Source organism: Streptomyces sp. NBC_01260, from assembly GCF_036226405.1.
GTDB lineage: Bacteria > Actinomycetota > Actinomycetes > Streptomycetales > Streptomycetaceae > Streptomyces > Streptomyces laculatispora.
In genome coordinates this window covers 5,823,996-5,842,897 of the sequence record NZ_CP108464.1, presented here as the reverse complement: position 1 = coordinate 5,842,897, position 18,902 = coordinate 5,823,996, and the positions used below count along the sequence as shown (strand labels likewise).

The 18,902-nt window shown below is 70.8% G+C and carries 17 protein-coding genes and 1 pseudogene; 7 read left to right on the top strand and 11 right to left on the bottom strand.

Annotated elements, in window-relative coordinates:
• Positions 1-42: 42 nt before the first annotated feature.
• Positions 43-1,425 carry a glycine--tRNA ligase gene (locus tag OG322_RS25910; protein WP_024491652.1) on the bottom strand — a complete coding sequence of 461 codons (1,383 nt, stop codon included), beginning with the start codon at positions 1,423-1,425 and terminating at the stop codon, positions 43-45.
• Positions 1,426-1,633: 208 nt separating this feature from the next.
• Between OG322_RS25910 and OG322_RS25905 the strand changes: the two genes are divergently transcribed.
• The 4 genes from OG322_RS25905 to OG322_RS25890 all read left to right on the top strand — a co-directional run bounded on the left by OG322_RS25905 (position 1,634) and on the right by OG322_RS25890 (position 4,855).
• Positions 1,634-2,587, top strand: a complete 954-nt coding sequence (locus tag OG322_RS25905; RefSeq protein ID WP_123470845.1) for a metal ABC transporter substrate-binding protein — start codon at positions 1,634-1,636, stop codon at positions 2,585-2,587.
• A gap of 89 nt (positions 2,588-2,676) precedes the next feature.
• Positions 2,677-3,459, top strand: coding sequence for a metal ABC transporter ATP-binding protein (locus tag OG322_RS25900; protein ID WP_124285149.1), 783 nt, complete (start codon positions 2,677-2,679; stop codon positions 3,457-3,459).
• Positions 3,460-3,461: 2 nt separating this feature from the next.
• Entirely contained in the window at positions 3,462-4,355 is an 894-nt protein-coding gene (locus OG322_RS25895) for a metal ABC transporter permease (protein ID WP_124283971.1), read from the top strand.
• A 65-nt stretch (positions 4,356-4,420) separates the two neighbouring features.
• On the top strand, positions 4,421-4,855 hold the full coding sequence (locus OG322_RS25890) for a Fur family transcriptional regulator (protein ID WP_123470850.1): 435 nt from the start codon (positions 4,421-4,423) through the stop codon (positions 4,853-4,855).
• A gap of 85 nt (positions 4,856-4,940) precedes the next feature.
• Here the strand turns inward: OG322_RS25890 and OG322_RS25885 are convergent, their stop codons facing one another.
• The 5 genes from OG322_RS25885 to leuA form a co-directional block, all read right to left on the bottom strand.
• Entirely contained in the window at positions 4,941-5,777 is an 837-nt protein-coding gene (locus OG322_RS25885; protein WP_123470852.1) for an isoprenyl transferase, read from the bottom strand.
• 34 nt (positions 5,778-5,811) lie between these two features.
• Complete coding sequence (gene recO, locus OG322_RS25880) at positions 5,812-6,558, bottom strand: DNA repair protein RecO (RefSeq protein ID WP_123470854.1); 747 nt, start codon at positions 6,556-6,558, stop codon at positions 5,812-5,814.
• A gap of 757 nt (positions 6,559-7,315) precedes the next feature.
• Positions 7,316-8,068 carry a hypothetical protein gene (locus tag OG322_RS25875; protein ID WP_124283973.1) on the bottom strand — a complete coding sequence of 251 codons (753 nt, stop codon included), beginning with the start codon at positions 8,066-8,068 and terminating at the stop codon, positions 7,316-7,318.
• Between the two features lie 79 nt (positions 8,069-8,147).
• Positions 8,148-8,852 (bottom strand): TerB family tellurite resistance protein, encoded by a 705-nt coding sequence (locus OG322_RS25870; protein WP_185095708.1) that lies wholly within the window; start codon positions 8,850-8,852, stop codon positions 8,148-8,150.
• Positions 8,853-9,065: 213 nt separating this feature from the next.
• Complete coding sequence (leuA, locus tag OG322_RS25865) at positions 9,066-10,862, bottom strand: 2-isopropylmalate synthase (RefSeq protein ID WP_123470861.1); 1,797 nt, start codon at positions 10,860-10,862, stop codon at positions 9,066-9,068.
• Positions 10,863-11,186: 324 nt separating this feature from the next.
• Here leuA and OG322_RS25860 point away from each other — a divergent pair, with 324 nt between their 5' ends.
• Together OG322_RS25860 and OG322_RS25855 are read left to right on the top strand one after the other, a co-directional pair.
• The gene (locus tag OG322_RS25860) at positions 11,187-12,263 is read left to right on the top strand and encodes a M4 family metallopeptidase (protein WP_123470863.1); all 1,077 of its coding nucleotides are present in this window, start codon (positions 11,187-11,189) and stop codon (positions 12,261-12,263) included.
• Positions 12,264-12,340: 77 nt separating this feature from the next.
• Complete coding sequence (locus OG322_RS25855; protein ID WP_124283974.1) at positions 12,341-12,607, top strand: protealysin inhibitor emfourin; 267 nt, start codon at positions 12,341-12,343, stop codon at positions 12,605-12,607.
• A 23-nt stretch (positions 12,608-12,630) separates the two neighbouring features.
• Here the strand turns inward: OG322_RS25855 and era are convergent, their stop codons facing one another.
• The 5 genes from era to OG322_RS25830 all read right to left on the bottom strand — a co-directional run bounded on the left by era (position 12,631) and on the right by OG322_RS25830 (position 17,452).
• On the bottom strand, positions 12,631-13,605 hold the full coding sequence (gene era / locus OG322_RS25850; protein WP_185095709.1) for a GTPase Era: 975 nt from the start codon (positions 13,603-13,605) through the stop codon (positions 12,631-12,633).
• A gap of 63 nt (positions 13,606-13,668) precedes the next feature.
• Entirely contained in the window at positions 13,669-14,613 is a 945-nt protein-coding gene (locus tag OG322_RS25845) for a WxL protein peptidoglycan domain-containing protein (protein ID WP_123470868.1), read from the bottom strand.
• 88 nt (positions 14,614-14,701) lie between these two features.
• On the bottom strand, positions 14,702-16,069 hold the full coding sequence (locus OG322_RS25840; RefSeq protein ID WP_185095710.1) for a beta-xylosidase: 1,368 nt from the start codon (positions 16,067-16,069) through the stop codon (positions 14,702-14,704).
• Positions 16,070-16,285: 216 nt separating this feature from the next.
• A complete protein-coding gene (locus tag OG322_RS25835) occupies positions 16,286-16,639 on the bottom strand; it encodes a cytidine deaminase (RefSeq protein ID WP_123470872.1) in 354 nt (117 codons plus the stop codon).
• A 54-nt stretch (positions 16,640-16,693) separates the two neighbouring features.
• Positions 16,694-17,452, bottom strand: a complete 759-nt coding sequence (locus OG322_RS25830) for a helix-turn-helix transcriptional regulator (RefSeq protein WP_241199960.1) — start codon at positions 17,450-17,452, stop codon at positions 16,694-16,696.
• 30 nt (positions 17,453-17,482) lie between these two features.
• Here OG322_RS25830 and OG322_RS25825 point away from each other — a divergent pair.
• Positions 17,483-18,886: pseudogene (locus OG322_RS25825) on the top strand (MFS transporter); the annotation flags it as partial.
• Positions 18,887-18,902 lie beyond the last annotated feature (16 nt).

The following is an 18,902-nucleotide window of genomic DNA, read 5'->3' as shown; positions in this document are numbered from 1 at the left end:
GGCCTCATCCAGCGGATGCGACGGATCAGCAGATGCGGCGGATCAGCAGCCGAGCAGTCGGGCGCCGAGGTACGCCTGGATCTGGTCCAGCGAGACGCGCTCCTGCTTCATGGTGTCGCGCTCGCGCACCGTCACCGCGTTGTCGTCGAGGGTGTCGAAGTCGACGGTGACGCAGAACGGCGTACCGATCTCGTCCTGGCGACGGTAACGGCGGCCGATGGCGCCGGCGTCGTCGAACTCGATGTTCCAGTTCTGCCGCAGGTCGGCGGCGAGGCCCTTGGCCTTCGGCGAGAGCTGGGGGTTGCGGGACAGCGGCAGGACCGCGACCTTGACCGGCGCCAGGCGCGGGTCGAGGCGCATCACGGTGCGCTTCTCCATGACGCCCTTGGCGTTGGGCGCCTCGTCCTCGATGTAGGCGTCCAGCAGGAAGGCCAGGACCGAGCGGCCGACACCGGCCGCCGGCTCGATGACGTAGGGGGTCCAGCGCTCGCCGGCCTCCTGGTCGAAGAAGGACAGGTCCGTGCCCGAGGCCTTGGAGTGCGCCTTCAGGTCGTAGTCCGTGCGGTTGGCGACGCCCTCCAACTCGCCCCACTCGCTGCCTCCGAAGCGGAAGCGGTACTCGATGTCAGCGGTGCGCTTGGAGTAGTGGGAGAGCTTCTCCGCCGGGTGCTCGAACCACCGCATGTTCTCCTCGCGCATGCCGAGGCCGGTGTACCAGTTCCAGCGCTGCTCCATCCAGTACTCCTGCCACTGCTCGTCCTCGCCCGGCTTGACGAAGAACTCCATCTCCATCTGCTCGAACTCGCGGGTGCGGAAGATGAAGTTGCCCGGAGTGATCTCGTTCCGGAAGGACTTGCCCATCTGCGCGATGCCGAACGGCGGCTTCTTGCGGGAAGTCTGCTGCACCTGGCCGAAGTTGGTGAAGATGCCCTGGGCCGTCTCGGGACGCAGGTACGCGACCGAGCCGGAGTCCTGGGTCGGGCCGAGGTGCGTGGAGAGCAGGCCGGAGAACTGCTTGGGCTCGGTGAAGGTGCCCTTGTTGCCGCAGTTGGGGCAGTTGAGGTCGGCGAGGCCATTGACCGGCGGCTTGCCGTGCTTCTCCTCGTACGCCTCCTCCAGGTGGTCCGCGCGGTAGCGCTTGTGGCAGGAGGTGCACTCGGTCAGCGGGTCGGAGAACGTGGCCACGTGGCCGGAGGCCACCCACACCTCGGGGGCCAGGATGACCGACGAGTCGAGCCCGACCACGTCCTCGCGCGAAGTGACCATGTAGCGCCACCACTGGCGCTTGAGGTTCTCCTTGAGCTCAACGCCCAGCGGTCCGTAGTCCCAGGCGGCACGCTGGCCACCGTAGATCTCGCTACAGGGGAAAACGAAGCCACGGCGCTTGCTCAGGCTGACGATGGAGTCGATCTTGTCGGCGGCCACGGTGCTCTCTTCATTACGACGGCGAAATTGGACAGGGGCGGCGCGGAGCGCCTCGGTGGGGGGTGGAGGTCGGGAGACGGGCGGGCGAATGCCCCAGATTACCGGCGGGCACGCCCCTTCGATCAAATCGGTATCGGGACAGCCGCTCCCGGAGGCATCTCATCACCCTTGTTGACAATCGTTTCCACTTTAGTTGAAAATGACTGTCATGAACGAACGCCGCCTCATACCCACCGCAGCCGTCGCCGGAGCAGTCGTCCTCGGCCTCACCGCCCTCTCCGCCTGCTCGTCATCCGACGCCGCCGACCACAGGAGCGGTGACAAGCTGAACGTGGTGGCATCGTTCTATCCGATGCAGTTCCTGGCCGAGCGAATAGGCGGCAGCCACGTCTCCGTCTCCACGCTCACCAAGCCCGGCGTGGAACCGCACGACCTGGAGCTCAGCCCGCGGCAGATCGGCGGCCTCAGCGACGCCGACTACATCCTCTACCTCAAGGGCATCCAGCCCGCCGTGGACGACGCGATCAAGCTCTCCGAGTCGGAGCACACCGTCGACGCCGCGAAGCTGACCACGCTGGAGGACCACGGCACCGAGGCCGGCGGCGAGGAGCACGGCCACGAGCACGAGGGCGAGGAGCCCGGCGCCGACCCGCACATCTGGCTCGACCCGGTGAAGTACGCCGAGGTCGCCAAGGGGGTCGGGAAGTCCCTGGAGAAGACCGACCCGGACCACGCCGCGGACTACCGCAAGAACACCGACACCCTGGTCAAGGAGCTCGGCGCGCTCGACACCGCGTACGAGAAGGGGCTGAAGTCCACCGCCACCAGGACGTTCATCACCACCCACTCCGCCTTCGGGTACCTGGCCGAGCGCTACGGCCTCACTCAGGAGGGCATCGCCGGCATCGACCCCGAGGCCGAGCCCAGCCCCGCCCGGATCAGCGCCCTGCACTCCATCGCGGAGAAGAAGAAGGTCACCACCGTCTTCTTCGAGACGCTCGCCAGCGACAAGACGGCGAAGACCGTCGCCCGCGACACCGGCCTGCGGACCGACGTCCTGGACCCGCTGGAGGGAATCACGGACAAGTCCAAGGGCGATGACTACATCGAGGTCATGAGGTCCAACCTCGCCGCGCTGGAGAAGGCACTCGGCGCGAAGTGAGCGACCCGACCGACCCGACCGCCGCGCCCGATCCGGCCGACGCACCCGATCCGCCCCGCCCGAACCCCGCAGCAGCACCGGAGGCGCTCATGCCCGAGCCCGCGAGCTCCACCCCCGAACCCGTGATCGTCCTGCGCGACGCCACGGCCACCCTCGGAGCACGCCCCGTGCTGCGCGGCGTCGATCTGACCGTGCACCGCGGCGAGGTCGTCGCACTGCTCGGTGCCAACGGCTCCGGCAAGTCGACCGCCGTACGCTCCGCCATCGGCCAGGTCCCGCTCACCGGCGGCGCCGTCGAGCTCTTCGGCACCCCGCTGCGCCGGTTCCGCGACTGGGCGCGGGTGGGCTACGTACCGCAGCGCACCACGGCGGCCGGCGGCGTACCGGCCACCATCCGCGAGGTCGTCTCCTCCGGGCGGCTGTCCCGGACCAAGCTGGGCCTGCCCCGCAAGGCCGACCGCGCCGCAGTCGACCGGGCCATCGAACTCGTCGGGCTCGCCGACCGCGCCAAGGACTCGGTGAACGCCCTCTCCGGCGGCCAGCACCAGCGCGTCCTGATCGCCCGCGCGCTCGCCGCCGAACCCGAGCTGCTGATCATGGACGAGCCGATGGCCGGCGTCGACCTGGCCAGCCAGGAGATCCTCGCCGCGACCCTGCGTGAGCAGGTCACGGCCGGCACCACCGTGCTGCTCGTCCTGCACGAGCTGGGCCCGCTGGAACCGCTGATCGACCGCGCGGTCGTACTGCGCGACGGCTGCGTGATGCACGACGGGCCACCCCCGAAGGCGCTGGGACAGCACGCGCTGCCCGGCCACGACCACGTACACCCCCACGCGGCTTCCGAGCCCGTCCGGACGGGACTGCTGAGCTGATCATGGAATTCCTCACCCCTCCCTTCATGCAGCGGGCGCTGATCGCCGCCGTGCTGGTCGGCGTCATCGCCCCCGCCGTCGGCATCTACCTGGTGCAGCGCCGGCAGGCCCTGATGGGCGACGGCATCGGCCATATCGCGATGACCGGCGTCGGCCTCGGCTTCCTGCTCTCCACCAGCCCGGTCTGGATGGCCACCGCCGTCGCCGTCGTGGGCGCGGTCGTCATGGAGCTGATCCGCTGGTACGGACGCACCCGCGGCGACATCGCGCTGGCGATGCTCTTCTACGGCGGCATGGCGGGCGGTGTCCTGCTGATCAACCTCTCCGACACCGGCTCCAACGCCAACCTCACCTCGTACCTCTTCGGCTCGCTCGCCACGGTCTCCTCCGAGGACATCACCGCGATCGGCCTCCTGGCGGCGTTCGTGCTGCTGGTGACGGTGGGGCTGCGCCGGCAGCTGTTCGCGGTCAGCCAGGACGAGGAGTTCGCCCGGGTCACCGGGCTGCCGGTGCGGGTGCTGAACCTGCTGGTCGCGGTCACCGCGGCGGTCACCGTCACCGTCGCGATGCGGGTCGTCGGGCTGCTGCTGGTCAGCGCCCTGATGGTGGTCCCGGTCGCCGCCGCACAGCAGATCACCCGGTCCTTCAAGGTGACCTTCGTGCTCTCGGTGGTCATCGGGGTGGCGGTGACGCTGGCCGGCACCGTGACCTCGTACTACCAGGACGTACCGCCCGGCGCGACGATCGTGCTGCTGGCCATCGGCGTCTTCGTCGGGCTGACGCTGCTCGCCGCCCCGCTGGCCAGAAGCCGCGCACGCAGGAGCGAAACGGCCTCCGACCGGTGCACCCTGGAGGTACCGGCCACCCGCCGGGCCGCGGACGACGTCCACGTCTGACCCCGCGGCCGGGCCGGGCTGGCACAATGGCCCGACAAACGTACGGGCGACACGAGGAGGCTCCTGTGGCGACGGCGCCGATCAGCGGAACGAACGCGGCACCGGTACGCGGCCGCTCGACCCGGCAGCGGACGGCGGTGGCCGCTGCGCTCGACGAGGTGGACGAGTTCCGCAGCGCGCAGGAGCTGCACGATGTGCTCAAGCACCGCGGCGACTCGGTCGGGCTGACCACGGTCTACCGCACCCTGCAGTCCCTCGCGGACGCGGGCGAGGTCGATGTGCTGCGCACCACCGAGGGCGAGTCCGTCTACCGGCGGTGCTCCACCGGCGACCACCACCACCATCTGGTGTGCCGGATGTGCGGCAAGGCCGTCGAGGTCGAGGGCCCGGCGGTGGAGCAGTGGGCGGAGACGATCGCGGCGCAGCACGGCTACGTGAACGTGGCGCACACGGTGGAGGTCTTCGGTACCTGCGCGGAGTGCGCAAGCGCGGAGAGCTGACCTCCGGGGGCTTCAGCGAAGCATCGGGGAAGCAGGCGGGCGGAGGCTCCGGGAACGGAGTCTCCGCCCGCCTGCTTCGCGCTGATCAGCTCGCGGAGGAGGGGTCCGCCTTGGCAGCAGCGGCCTCCACCGCACCGCCGAAACGCCGGTCGCGCTGGGCGAATTCCAGACAGGCCCGCCACAGGTCACGGCGGTCGAAGTCCGGCCACAGCACGTCCTGGAAGACCATCTCGGCGTACGCGCTCTGCCAGATCAGGTAGTTGGACGTGCGCTGCTCGCCGCTCGGGCGGACGAAGAGGTCGACGTCCGGCATGTCCGGGTAGTAGGTGTACTTCGCGAAGGTCTTCTCGTTGACCTTCGACGGGTCGAGCTTCCCGGCCGCGACATCCTGCGCGATCCGCTGCGCGGCGTCGGCGATCTCGGCCCGGCCGCCGTAGTTGACGCAGAAGTACAGCGTCATCTTGTCGTTGTCCTTGGTCTGTTCCTGGGCGACCTGGAGCTCCTGGACGACGGACTTCCACAGCTTCGGCATGCGGCCGACCCAGCGGATGCGGATGCCGAGTTCGTCCATCTCGTCGCGGCGGCGGCGGATGACGTCCCGGTTGAAGTTCATCAGGAACTTCACCTCGTCCGGGGACCGCTTCCAGTTCTCGGTGGAGAAGGCGTACAGCGAGAGGTTCTTGACGCCCATCTCGATGCAGCCCTTGAGCACATCCATGACGACGCCCTCGCCGACCTTGTGGCCCTCGGTGCGCGGCAGACCGCGCTCCTTGGCCCAGCGGCCGTTGCCGTCCATCACCACGGCGACGTGCTTGGGCACCAGCTCACCGGGGATCGTCGGGGGCACGGCACCGGACGGGTGCGGCTCCGGGGTCTTGTAGTCGTGCCGGTTACGGCCGCCGAGAATCCCGCGTACTGCCATGAACTGTCTCGCTCCCTCTGCCTGACTGCCTGTGTCACTTCTCTACGTACCGCAGTGAGCGCAGTCCGCGCTCCAGATGCCAGTGCAGATAGGCGGACACCAGCCCGCTCCCCTCCCTGACATGCCGCGCCTCGCACGCGTCCGCCGTCTCCCAGTCACCAGTGAGCAGTGCGCTCAGCAGGGTGACGGCCTCCGCCGAGGGTACGACGCTGCCCGGTACCCGGCAGTCGCCGCATATGACGCCGCCCGCCGCGACGGAGAAGAAACGGTTCGGTCCGGGCATTCCGCACCGGGCGCAGTCGTCGAAGCTGGGTGCGTAGCCGTTGACGGCGAGGGAACGCAGCAGGAAGGCGTCGAGGATGAGATGCGGCTCGTGCTCCCCGCGGGACAGCGTGCGCAGTCCGCCGACCAGCAGCAGGTACTGCTGGACCGCGGGCTCGCCCTCGTGGTCGGTGAAGCGCTCGGCGGTCTCCAGCATCGCGGTGCCCGCGGTGTAGCGCCCGTAGTCGGTGACGATGCCGCCGCCGTAGGGGGCGATCGTCTCGCTCTGGGTGCAGAGCGGCAGGCCGCGTCCGATCAGCTCGCTGCCGCGGGCGAAGAACTGCACGTCCACATGGGAGAACGGCTCCAGCCGGGCCCCGAACTTCGACTTCGTGCGCCGCACGCCGCGCGCGACGGCCCGTACCCGGCCGTGGCCGCGGGTCAGGATCGTGATGATCCGGTCGGCCTCGCCCAGCTTCTGCGTGCGGAGCACCACGCCGTCGTCCCGGAACAAGCTCATGGCTCCATTGTCCGGTACGCGGGCGGCCCGCCGGGGCCGCCCCCGCGACCCGGTCCGCTCAGTTCCCGTCCGCTCCGCCGCCAACGGCCACCACCGGCCCGGATTCGTACGCGATGATCACCAGCTGGGCGCGGTCGCAGAGCGTCTCGGGGCCGACGGGGGCGGTCGGGGTGCGGGGCGCGCTGAGGACCCGGGCGATCAGCCGGGCGGCCGGGGAAGGCGTGGCGAGTGGTCTCCGTCGCCGGGATCGAGTCGGGCGTGCTGATGAAGAAGTCCTCCTGCCCCCGGCGGCCCAGGAGCACCAGCCGCGTCAGCATCGCCAGGAGCGCGCACAGCACCCCCACGGCGGCGATGGGCCCCATTCCCGGGCTGCTGGCGAGATCGGCCGCCAGAAGGCACAGGAGGGGCCCGGTTGAGTCCGTGACGACGGCCATCGGCAGGGCGTCGTCGTCCTGGCCCGGCCCGGTCGTGGAGACCTGGTGCATCAGGGTCGTGCCGTTCGTGGAGGGGATACCACCAGGGCGGCATCCGCCACCGGCTCCGCTGTTGCGCCCGCGACGGCTCGCCCCTGTCCCGCGTTGCGGCCCTCATACGAGCCCCCCTTTCCGTCCGGGTGTCTGGTTCATGTCCGGGCTCCCGTCGGGCCGGGGCCGATTCCTCGCGCCGGAGACCGCCATCCGCGCCACCGCCGGGGAGGGTGCGGCGCCCCGGCTTACTCCGGCGGGAGTAAGGGACGGTGAGCCGCGCGGCGGCCGGATCAGTAGGGCCGGCCGTCCCAGCCGGGGTCCTCCCAGCGGTCGGCGCAGGGGAGGCCGAGCAGCCGTATCCGGTTGAGCAGCTCCGGCGGTGCGCCGTGGGCGCGGAGCCTGGCGGGTGCGTTGCGGACCAGCCAGGCGGTCAGCTCGGTGCGGATCTCCTCCTCGTTGTCCCAGCCGCTCCAGGGCAGTTGGCCTCCGATCAGCTCCCACTCCCACTGTTCGACCAGGGCGGCCAGGTGCGCGTCGGCCGGCGGCCCTGTCAGCGTCTTCCAGACGCCGAGCCACGGGCCGACGGCCGCGGACGCCTCGGTGATCACGACGAGGACGTCGGGGACGGGCACCGCGGGAGACGGGTCGGTGAGGGTGTCGGCCCACCAGGCGTGCAGGAACTCCCGGACCGCCCCGGCCTGCTCGGCGGGCCAGCGCTGCCATCGGCCCCGGGCGAACGAGCGGCCCGCCTCCGCCTGCCAGGGGGCGACAGGGCCGCCGACGAGGGTCCGGGCGAACTGGGGCAGGATCCGGCGCAGGACGGACGCGTGGTCGGTCCAGTCGGGGGCGTCCCAGGTGCGCCGCAGGAGGTCGGGGTCCAGCTCCGCGTCCGCCGTCTTGAGCAGCGCGAGCTCTTCGGCATCGCCCCAGTGGCACACGCAGTTGTGCTCGTCGGACCGGGCGGTCAGACCGGCGAAGGTGACGGCCAGGCGGTCCAGCGCGGCATGGAGGCGCAGTCGTGCGAGGGACGGTTGGGCGCTCATCGTGGAGCTCGCAATCGGGGCTCCGGGAGCTCTCGCCGCCCGAAGAGAGCCAACTTACCGGGCCGCCCCGCCGGAGGGCTCAGGAGGGCGTACGCGCCGCCGCGGCGAGCAGCCGGGCCGTGTCCTCGGCGCGGAGCTGGAGCGCCCCGCCGACCGTGGTCAGCACCTCGCGTTCGGCCTGGCTGTACGGGCCGTCGGCGAGCGCGATCCGGGCGCCCTGGAGCAGAATCGATTCGCGTCCGGCGGGGGCCAGATGCGGGGCGAGGGGCTCCAGCGCCTCGTGGAGTTCGATGGCCAGGGCCGCGCCGCAGGCCTCGGCGGCCGGGTCGAACGCCGAGCCGTGGCCTATGTCGACGGAGAGGACCTCGACGACGGTGGCGAGCTGCTCCTGTGTGCAGTCGTCGAATCCGGCGCCGCGCACGGTGGCGACCGCGGTCTCCAGGACGGTGCGGGAGGTGGTGCCGCCGGCCGCCAGGACGCCGAGCGCCACGGTGTGGACGGCGTCCTTGAGCATCGCGGAGAACCGGGTGGTGGTGGGGTGGTCGAGCGTGTCGGTGTCGAAGTGGTGGTGGCACGCGGCGCATTCGACGACCGGGCCCACGGTGCCGCGCCGCAGCAGCGGTACGCCGAGGACGGCGAACCGGAGGCGTCCGGTGAGGCGGCGGTAGTTGCGGTCACCCCCGCAGCCGGTGCAGAAGAACTCGCCGTCACCGACGGTGTCCCACATGGTGCGGATGCCGCAGATACGCAGCTTTATGGCGCGTTGTCCCAGGGCTGACCGCACGTCGCACACCTCCGTAACTCCCCCGTGGCCCCAAGGACACGGGAGGTACCCCTCGGCAACATTGCCGTGTTGACGTGATGTTAACCACATCCGCGAGAGGACGTCAGCACCTCGCTCGTCACAACCGCCCGGAGATGGCCGAACCCCGTCCTCCCGGGTGCGGGTGGACGGGGTCACGAACCGTGCCGCTTCATGCCCTTTCGGGCACGGGGGTCAGCGGGTGGCGCGGTTGACGGCCGAGACGACCGCCTTCAGCGAGGCCCGCGTGGTGTTGGCGTCGATGCCGATGCCCCACAGGACCTTCCCGTCGATCGCGCACTCGATGTACGAGGCGGCCTGGGCGCTCGCACCCTCGCTCATCGTGTGCTCGGTGTAGTCCAGCAGCCGGGCGTCGATGCCGATGGCCTGCAGCGCTTCGAAGAACGCCGAGATCGGGCCGTTGCCGGTGCCGGTGAGCACGGTGTCCGCGCCGTCCACGGTCGCCTCGACGGTGATCGTGTCCTGGCCGTCCGAGCCGGTGGTGGTCTGGCCGGTGCGCAGCTGCACGCGGCCCCACTGAGCCGCGGCGTTGCCGGGGTTGGGCAGGTACTCGTCCTGGAACGTCGTCCAGATCTGCGCCGGCGTGACCTCGCCGCCCTCGGCATCGGTCTTGGCCTGAATGATCCGGGAGTACTCGATCTGCATCCGGCGCGGCAGGTCCAGCTTGTGGTCGTTCTTCAGGACATACGCGATTCCGCCCTTGCCGGACTGCGAGTTGACCCGGATGACCGCCTCGTAACTGCGGCCGACGTCCTTCGGGTCGATCGGCAGGTAGGGCACCGCCCACTCGATGTCGTCCACGGTCTTGCCCTGGGCGGCCGCGTCGGCCTCCATGGCGTCGAAGCCCTTCTTGATGGCGTCCTGGTGGGAGCCGGAGAAGGCGGTGTAGACCAGGTCGCCCGCGTAGGGGTGGCGCGGGTGGACCTCCATCTGGTTGCAGTACTCGCTGGTGCGGCGGATCTCGTCGATCTGCGAGAAGTCGATCTGCGGGTCGACGCCCTGCGAGAAGAGGTTCATGCCCAGCGTCACCAGGTCGACGTTGCCGGTGCGCTCGCCCTGGCCGAACAGGCAGCCCTCGATCCGGTCCGCCCCGGCCATCAGGGCCAGTTCGGCGGCGGCGACGGCGGTGCCGCGGTCGTTGTGCGGGTGGACGGACAGGCAGACGAACTCGCGGCGCGACAGGTTGCGCGACATCCACTCGAACCGGTCGGCGTGCGTGGACGGCGTCGAACGCTCCACGGTGGCGGGCAGGTTGAGGATGATCTCGCGGCCCTCCTCGGGCTGCCAGACATCGCATACCGCCTCACAGACCTCCAGGGCGAAGTCCAGCTCGGTGTCGGTGAAGATCTCCGGGCTGTACTGGTAGCCGAAGATCGTCTCCTCGCCCAGGATCTTCTCGGCGTACTCCATGACCAGCCGGGTGCCGTCCACGGCGATCTGCTTGACCTGCTCCTTGGACCCGCGGAAGACCACGCGGCGGAAGGTGGGGGCGGTCGCGTTGTACAGGTGAACGGTGGCGCGGTGGGCCCCGACCAGTGATTCGACGGTCCGCTCGATCAGTTCCTCGCGGGCCTGCGTCAGGACGGAGATCGTCACGTCCTCGGGGATCGCGCCCTCTTCGATGATGGAGCGGACGAACGCGAAGTCGGTCTCGCCGGAGGACGGGAAGCCGACCTCGATCTCCTTGTAGCCCATGCGCACCAGCAGGTCGAACATCTCGCGCTTGCGGGCCGGTGACATCGGGTCGATCAGCGCCTGGTTCCCGTCGCGCAGGTCCGTGGAGAGCCAGCGGGGAGCGACCGTGACCCGCTTGTCCGGCCAGGTGCGGTCGGGAATCTCGACGGCCTCGTACCGGCCGTACTTGCCGATCGGCATCCCGGACGGCTTCTGCAGTCCCGTGGCGTTGGTGACCGGCGTGGGGCGGCCGACGGAGTTGCCGACGGGAGTCTGAGCGGGATTCACTGCGGTCATGACGTGGGGCTCCTCGGAGTCCGGCGGAGGGGGTCCCCCCTGCTCTTCAAGAGCTCGGGGGAGGCCGACCGTGTCGCTGCAACACAAGACTCCGCGGGGAGGGGGTCGGCCTACGACTTACAGACCCTCGCCGCGGCAGCTAAGAAGAAGCAGCCCGAAACGCATGATGCGAAGAGACTAGCCGAGCGACGCCCGAGAGGTCGGTGCCGTATCAGTATGCGGGACCGGGCACCGGTAACGGGTGAACAGTGACCGATCACTCTATTTCGTCAATCCTGGTGGCAACCAGTGACATTGCGATCACACGCTGCCACAGTCGAGTGCATGCAGCCTCGAACTCAGCACGGGTCCCACCCCGTCTTCTGCACCATCGTGCCGCCCCACGTCCTCGACAAGCTGTCGCAGTCCGACGATCCCGTCCTGGCGGGCCCGGCCCGCCGCACCCTGGAGGCCGACGCCGCCCGGCGCACCCGCCGCCAGGTGACGACGCCCGTCCCGCCCCGCGTCGCCCCCGCGCCGCAGGACGACCGCTCCGGCAAACCCGACCGCACCCTCTACGACTGCCGGCACGGCACCGACCTGCCCGGCACCAAGGTCCGCGCCGAGGGCGAGGACCCCACGGGCGACGCCAGCGTCAACCGCGCGTACGCGGGCCTCGGAGCCACCTTCGAACTGCTGCTCAAGCAATACGGGCGGCGTTCGATCGACGGCAACGGGCTGCCGCTGATCGGCTCCGTGCACTACGACGAGAAGTACAACAACGCCTTCTTCGACGGCGAGCAGATGGTGTTCGGCGACGGGGACGGGGAGATCTTCCTCGACTTCACCGTCGCCATCGACGTCATCGCCCACGAGCTGGCGCACGGACTGACCCAGTACACGGCCAACCTGAGCTACTACGGCCAGTCCGGCGCGCTCAACGAGTCCGTCTCGGACGTGTTCGGTTCCCTGGTCAAGCAGTACTCGCTGGGCCAGACCGCGGAGCAGGCCGACTGGCTGATCGGTGCGGGCCTGCTGGCACCCAGGGTCCAGGGGGTGGCGCTGCGCTCGATGAAGGCGCCCGGCACCGCGTACGACGACGACGTGCTCGGCAAGGACCCGCAGCCCGCGTCCATGGACGACTACATCCACACCGGCGACGACAACGGCGGGGTGCACCTCAACTCCGGAATCCCGAACCGCGCGTTCTACCTGCTGGCGACCGCGCTCGGCGGCAGTTCCTGGGAGCGGGCCGGGCAGCTCTGGTTCGATGTGCTCACCGGTGGTGAACTGGCGGTGGACGCGGACTTCGCGGCCTTCGCCCGGCTGACCGTCGCGGCGGCACGCAGCCGCTTCGGCGAGGGGGACGAGGCGGAGGCGGTCCTCAAGGCCTGGTCGGAGGTGGGCGTACCGACCGTCTAGACAACGGGGGCCTTCCGTTCGGATGAGGCATGATCCGAACGGAAGCCCCAGGCCCGCCCGTCGAGGAAGGACACCGTATGCGGATCCAGGTGAGCAGGACCGGTGGTTTCGCCGGTATCGCACGCCACCGCGAGATCGACACCTCCGGGCGGGCCGACGCCCGTGAATGGGAGACCCTGGCCGAATCGGCACTCACCGGCGGCCGGGACACCCCGCCGGCCGGCGTTCCGGACGGCTTCGGCTACCGGATCACGGTCGGCGACCGGACCGTGCACTGCGCGGACCCGCGGCTGACCGACGCCCAGCGCGCACTGGTCGCACGCGTCCTGAAGGAGGGCGCGTGAGACCGGCGCAGGGCTGAGACCGCTCAGAACCCCAGCTTGCGCAGCTGCTTGGGGTCCCGCTGCCAGTCCTTGGCGACCTTCACGTGCAGGTCCAGGAAGACCGGCGTACCGAGCAGCGCCTCGATGTGCTTGCGCGACTTGGTGCCGACGTCCTTGAGCCGCTTGCCCTTGGGGCCGATGATGATGCCCTTCTGGCTGGGCCGCTCGATGTAGACGTTGGCGTGGATGTCGAGCAGCGGCTTGTCCGCCGGACGGTCCTCGCGCGGCAGCATCTCCTCGACGACGACCGCGATGGAGTGCGGCAGCTCGTCCCGTACGCCTTCGAGCGCGGCCTCCCGGATCAGCTCGGCGACCATGACCATCTCGGGCTCGTCGGTGAGGTCGCCCTCCGGGTAGAGCGGCGGGCTCTCGGGGAGCAGCGGGGCGATCAGGTCGGCCAGCAGACCGACCTGGTCGTCCTTGACGGCCGAGACCGGGATGATCTCCGCCCACTCGAAGCCGAGCTCCTCGCCGAGGCGGGAGACGGCCAGCAGCTGTTCGGCGAGCTGCTTGGACTCGACCAGGTCGGACTTGGTGATGATCGCGATCTTGGGCGTCTTCCTGATGCCCGCGAGTTCCTTGATGATGTACGTGTCGCCGGGGCCGAGCTTCTGGTCGGCGGGCAGGCAGAAACCGATGACGTCGACCTCGGCCCAGGTGGTGCGTACGACGTCGTTGAGACGCTCGCCCAGCAGGGTGCGCGGCTTGTGGAGGCCGGGGGTGTCGACCAGGATCAGCTGCGCGTCCGGCCGGTGCACGATGCCGCGGACCGTGTGCCGGGTGGTCTGTGGCCGGTTGGACGTGATCGCCACCTTCTGGCCGACCAGAGCGTTCGTAAGGGTGGACTTGCCCGCGTTGGGACGGCCCACGAAGCAGGCGAAGCCGGCCCGGTGCGGGGCGGTGTTCTCAGCCTGCTGCGCAGCAGCTTCTGGGTTAGGTCGAGCGCTCATGGCGCCCATTGTCCCCGATCCCGGCGGCGCTGCCGCACCAAGGCGGCCGGCGGGGCCGCCGGGCCCCTCGTCTCAGGCCGTGCGGCGACGGCTCCGACGTGCCCGTATCCACAGCCCCGCGCCCCCGGCAAGAAGCACCAGCAGCACTCCGGCGACCAGCCAGGGCAGTGCGAAGTACGGTGCGGTGGCGGCCTCGCGGGTGTCGCGCGCGCTGGCGGTCAGCTTGACCTCGCCCCACTCCAGCTGCGGCGCGCCCTTCCACTCCTCGGTGAGCCGGACCTCCTGGCGGGGCAGCAGCTCGGAGGGAATCCGCTTCAGCTCGCGGGCGAGCAGGGTGCGGCCGAAGAGCCCCTCGGCCTTGAGCGCGACCTTGGGGCTGAGGGTGACGTTGCCGCGGTTGCGGAGCGTGTACGAGATGACGGCCCGGGACGTGCCGGTGCCCGGGACCAGTGGCTGGGTGTGCTCGACCTTGACGTCGTCGACGGAGAGCGCGGGCATCGTCGGGCCGTTGACCCGCAGATAGATCCGGGCGCCGACCGCCTTCTGGATGCCGACGGCCACGGCGCCCGCGTCGGCGGGGTCGACGCGCTCGTCCAGGGCGACGAGGGCGCCGGGGTGGTCGCCCGGTTCGGCGTCCTCGGGGACCTTGATCGTGACGGGCACGGTGACCGAACCGTGCGGCTTCACGGTGACCCGGTCGCGGTCGGTCCTGGCCCAGGCGCCGACGGATCGCTGCTTCTCGTTCTGCGCGCGGACCGCGAATCCGCCGTCGCGTTCGGTGTTGTACGCGTCGGCCGCGTACAGCCGGAACGTCAGCGGGTCGCCGGTCTTGTTCTTGACGGTCACCTTGTCGGTGAGGGTGGCTCCGGGGTCGGCCGAGAGATAGAAGTACGGCCGGGTGCCGGTGTCGGCGGCGGCCGGGAAGACCGACCAGCTGCCGTTGTCGGCGGCGCCGGCCGCGGGGGCGCCCAGCAGGAGCAGGGCGCCGGTCAGAAGGAGTACGGACAGCTTGCGCACGGTGCGGGCCCCCAGGGTGCACGCGTTGGCGGGGTGGGTGGACCGGCCGGGTGCGCGCCCGGCCCACCGGTGGGTCAGTGGTCCCGGCTCACGTCAGGGTGAGCGTGAGCACTCCGGAGTAGGCGCCGGTGGCGGAGTACGCCGGCACGTCCAGCGACAGCTGGGCGTCGACGGTGAACTCACCTCCGGTGAAGGCGCCGTTCGGCGTGGAGGCCAGAGTGGCTCCCGCGCTGCCGACCGAACCCTCGGAACCCGCCGCGCAGGTGCTCGGGCTGCCGGCCTTCGCCGCGCAGGCCGGGCTCCAGCCGAGCGCGGAGGCGCCGATCGTGGCACCGGCCGGACCCTGGAAGTCGGTGACCTTTCCGGTCAGCGACCAGCCCGCGGGGCCGCCGCGGAAGTCCTTGACGGTCACCGTCCGCAGGGCGCCGGTGGATGCGCCGCCCTTGCCGAAGTCGACCGCCGACAGTTCGACGGAGTCCCCGGCCTGCGACATGGAGAGCGTGCCCGCCTTGACGGACGAGGTCAGCTTCTGACTGCCGTCCGGTGTCTCTCCGCCGCCACCGGTGACGGTGTAGGCCTGGGGGCCCGCGCCCTTGGCCGCGTCCCAGCCGGCGCCCTCGTAGGCGACGATTCCGGTGGTCGACGGGTCGGTGACGGTCAGCTGTCCGGTGAAGGCGCCCGATCCGTCCGCCGTGACCGTCGCCGTGTCGCCGGTCTGGGAGCCCCCGGCCCGGCCGGCGAGGGTGACGGCCGCACCCGCGGTGAACTTCGACCCGGTCACGCTGACCTGGTCACCGGCTGCTCCGGAGGCCGTACCGAGCTGGATGGCACGCTCGTTGACCTGGCCGCCGCCGTCCGTCGCGATGATCGTCTGGGAGACGGGCGCGGGCGGATCGGTGACCGTGCAGGGTGTGTCCAGCTCCATGATGTAGCTGGTGTGGATGTTGTAGTCGCCGGGCGAGAGGGTGATCTCGCCGGGCGCGGTGACCGTGAAGGTGCCGGTCATGGAGAACGACGGGAACGCGCCCTTGCCGGGCACCGGAGCGTTCTTCTTCGGGCCCGCCACCGTGATTCCGGCGGACTGCGCACCGGCGACGGTGACCTTGCCGGTCGGCGTCATGATGTCGGCGGGCAGCGCCAGATCGACCGGGTTGCTCGCGGCCGGCTTGACGACGGTGTACGTCACCGTGACCGTGTCGCCGACCTTCGGGGCCGCGTTGTCGACACTGATCTGCGCCGACGTCGTCCCGTCGATCGGCGGGATCCCGGCGATCGCGGGCGGGATGCAGTGGGTCGGGAAGTCCACCGCCACGGACGCCGCCGCCATGGCCTGGGCGGGCCCGGCGAGCAGTCCTCCCCCGGCGACGACGAGCGCGCCCACACTCAGCGCGGCGGCCCAGCGGCGGCCTCGGCGCCGCGTTCCCCGGCTGTCGGATCTTCGAATGGCTGGACTCATGGAGCCCCCTCCTGCGGAATTGCGGCGCAGCGGCTCTTCCGCGCCGGCAGGGGGCCATTGATGACTCCGGCCGAAAAGAAGTCAATGGGATCGAAATGCACCGACTGATGGGCCATCAGATGATGTCAAGATCCATGTTTCCCGCACACCAGGTGCGAACGCCCCGCACCGATGGGACGCGGGACGTTCGCACCCGATGAGCCGGTCCTGCGGAGGTCAGCCCGCCGTCACACTGAGCCGCAGAACCCCGTCCGGACCGGCGAGCAGCACCGGGGTGTCCGCCCCTCCCAGGTCCCGGACAGCGGCACGGTCCTCGTCCGAAGGGGTCTCGGCCTCGGAGACGATCGCGGCCGCCTCCAGCGAGGTGGCGCCGCTCGCCACGGCCATGGCGACGGCCGTCCGCAACGCGCTGAGGCGCAGCGACTCCAGCTGCACCGTGCCCGCCACATACGTACGTCCGGTCTCGTCCCTTACGGCCGCGCCCTCCGGCACACCGTTGCGGGCGCGGGCGCTGCGCGCCAGCGTGACGATCTTGCGGTCCTCGGCGCCGAGGTCGGTGCTATCGGTCATGTGCCGAGCATACGAAGCCTGCGGACCGGCGCGGCACGCGGGCGCCCGGCCCCCTCATCCCCGGACCTGACGCATCGAACCCCGCCGCCCCTCGGGCGAGGCCAGCCAGCGGAGCTTCTCCTCCGTGCCGGTCTCCGGCCACGGGTTGTGCAGCACGATCGCCAGGTCCGGGCGGGCCGGGATGCGCAACTGGGTGGCCTCCACGACCGGCTTGCCCACCGCCGGATGCGTCAGCTCCTTGCGCATCTGCCCGCCGGGCGCGACGTCCCGCCGCTCCCAGAGCTCGGCGAACTCGGGACTGCGCTCCTTCGCCTCGGCCACGATCGCCCGGAAGCCGTCGTCGTCGGGGCATTCGGAGCAGGCGGCCCGGAACTGGGCGACGACTCCGGCCGCGGTCTCCCGCCAGTCCTGCTCCCGGCCGCGGTGGACCGGATCGGTGAAGAAGGCGATCACGCAGTTCTGCGGCCGGTCCGGCCCCATCCCCCACACCATCGAGGCCGCGTTGTTGTACAGGATGATGTTCCAGTACGCGTCCATGATGTGCGCCGGGTACGGCATCCAGCTGTCGAGCAGCCGCTGCAGCCCCGCGCACATGTCCACGTTGGCCGGATCGACCTCCGGGGCGGGCGGGTTGAGCCCGGCGAGCACGTAGAGGTGACGCCGTTCGGCGCTGCTGAGCCGCAGCACCCGGGCCACGGAGTCCAGCACCTGCGGGGACACGGTGATGTCCCGGCCCTGCTCCAGCCACTGGTACCAGGAGACGCCCACCCCGGCGAGGACGGCGACCTCCTCACGGCGCAGCCCGCTCCCCACGAATATTCCTGCGGCCGCAAGCTCATGGGCATGGCGATCCACTCCCCCGCTCACACAGCTGTCACCCCTCCCGCACCCCCCGCCCCGGACCGGCTCACCGGCCGGGCCCGGCTGGTGCTCCTCGTCCTGTGCGCCGCCCAGTTCATGGTGTCGCTCGACTTCTCCGTACTGAACGTGGCGCTGCCCGTCCTCGGCGACGACCTGGGCCTCAGCCGGTCCGGTCTGCAGTGGGCGATCACCGCGTTCGCGCTGCCGTCCGGCGGGTTCCTGCTCCTCTTCGGCCGGATCGCCGACCTCTACGGCCGCCGCCGGATGTTCCTCACCGGCCTCGCCGTCTTCGGGGCCGCCTCGCTGCTGGCCACCCTCGCCTGGAACCCGGCCGCGTTCCTGACCGGGCGGGCGCTCCAGGGGCTCGGCGCCGCGGTGATCGTGCCGACCGGGATGTCCCTGCTCACCACCACCTTCCCGGAGGGGCCGCTGCGCGACCGTGCGCTCGGCATCAGCGGCACGCTGCTCTCCCTCGGCATCACCGTCGGCATGGTGGCCGGCGGGACCCTCACCGACACCCTGGGCTGGCGCTCCACGATGGGGCTGCTGACGGTGGCCGCGGTGGCGGTCCTCGCGACGGCCCCCGCGCTGCTCACCGAGTCCCGTACGCCCGACCGGGTGCGGCTCGACGTACCGGGTGCGGCGACGGTCACCGGCGGGCTCCTCGCGCTGGTCTACGCCCTCTCCACGGCGGCCGAGCACGGATTCGGGCGCCCGGACGTGCAGGTGTCCCTGGTCGCCGGGGCCGCCCTGCTCATCGCGTTCGCGGTGGTCGAGTCGCGTGCGCCGGCCCCGCTGGTCTCGCTGCCGATGCTCCGCCGCCGCACGGTGGCCTTCGGCAATCTGGGCGGGCTGCTCACCTTCTCGATGATGACCACCGTCGTCTTCGTCCTGACCCTGTATCTGCAGGAGGTGCTGGACCTGTCGGCCTTCGGGACCGGGCTGGTCTTCGGCGTGCAGGGCGTTGCCTCGGTCGTGGCCGGGGTGTACGCCCCGAAGGTGATCGGCCGGATCGGTGCCCGGCGGACCCTGTCCGTCTCACTGCTGGGCCAGGGCCTGTTCTTCGCGGCGCTGCTGGGCCTCGACACGGACTCCGGCATCTGGCTGGCGACCGTCGCGGTCTCGCTGGCCAGCATGTGCCACCTGGGCGCGATCATCGCGTACGGGCTGACCGTCACCTCGGGCGTGCCGAACGAGGAGCAGGGTCTGGCGACGGGTCTGGTCACCACGACCCAGCAGGTGGGCCTCACGATCGGCATCCCGCTGCTCGGCGTGGTGGCGACCACGCAGGCCTCCCTGTTCGACGGGGTCCGGATCGCGGTGGCGGTGGCCGCCGGGCTGCTGATCGTCGCCGCGGGAGTGGTGGCCGCGGGGCTGCGGCGGAGCTGGGCCCCGCGGGGCC

Coding starts and splice junctions, on each gene's coding strand:
- OG322_RS25860 (WP_123470863.1), top strand. CDS start 11,187: ATGCAGCCTCGAACTCAGCACGGGTCCCACCCCGTCTTCTGCACCATC.
- era (WP_185095709.1), bottom strand. CDS start 13,605: ATGGGCGCCATGAGCGCTCGACCTAACCCAGAAGCTGCTGCGCAGCAG.
- OG322_RS25885 (WP_123470852.1), bottom strand. CDS start 5,777: ATGGCAGTACGCGGGATTCTCGGCGGCCGTAACCGGCACGACTACAAG.
- OG322_RS25840 (WP_185095710.1), bottom strand. CDS start 16,069: ATGAGTCCAGCCATTCGAAGATCCGACAGCCGGGGAACGCGGCGCCGA.
- OG322_RS25875 (WP_124283973.1), bottom strand. CDS start 8,068: ATGAGCGCCCAACCGTCCCTCGCACGACTGCGCCTCCATGCCGCGCTG.
- leuA (WP_123470861.1), bottom strand. CDS start 10,862: ATGACCGCAGTGAATCCCGCTCAGACTCCCGTCGGCAACTCCGTCGGC.
- OG322_RS25835 (WP_123470872.1), bottom strand. CDS start 16,639: ATGACCGATAGCACCGACCTCGGCGCCGAGGACCGCAAGATCGTCACG.
- OG322_RS25855 (WP_124283974.1), top strand. CDS start 12,341: ATGCGGATCCAGGTGAGCAGGACCGGTGGTTTCGCCGGTATCGCACGC.
- OG322_RS25900 (WP_124285149.1), top strand. CDS start 2,677: ATGCCCGAGCCCGCGAGCTCCACCCCCGAACCCGTGATCGTCCTGCGC.
- OG322_RS25895 (WP_124283971.1), top strand. CDS start 3,462: ATGGAATTCCTCACCCCTCCCTTCATGCAGCGGGCGCTGATCGCCGCC.
- recO (WP_123470854.1), bottom strand. CDS start 6,558: ATGAGCTTGTTCCGGGACGACGGCGTGGTGCTCCGCACGCAGAAGCTG.
- OG322_RS25905 (WP_123470845.1), top strand. CDS start 1,634: ATGAACGAACGCCGCCTCATACCCACCGCAGCCGTCGCCGGAGCAGTC.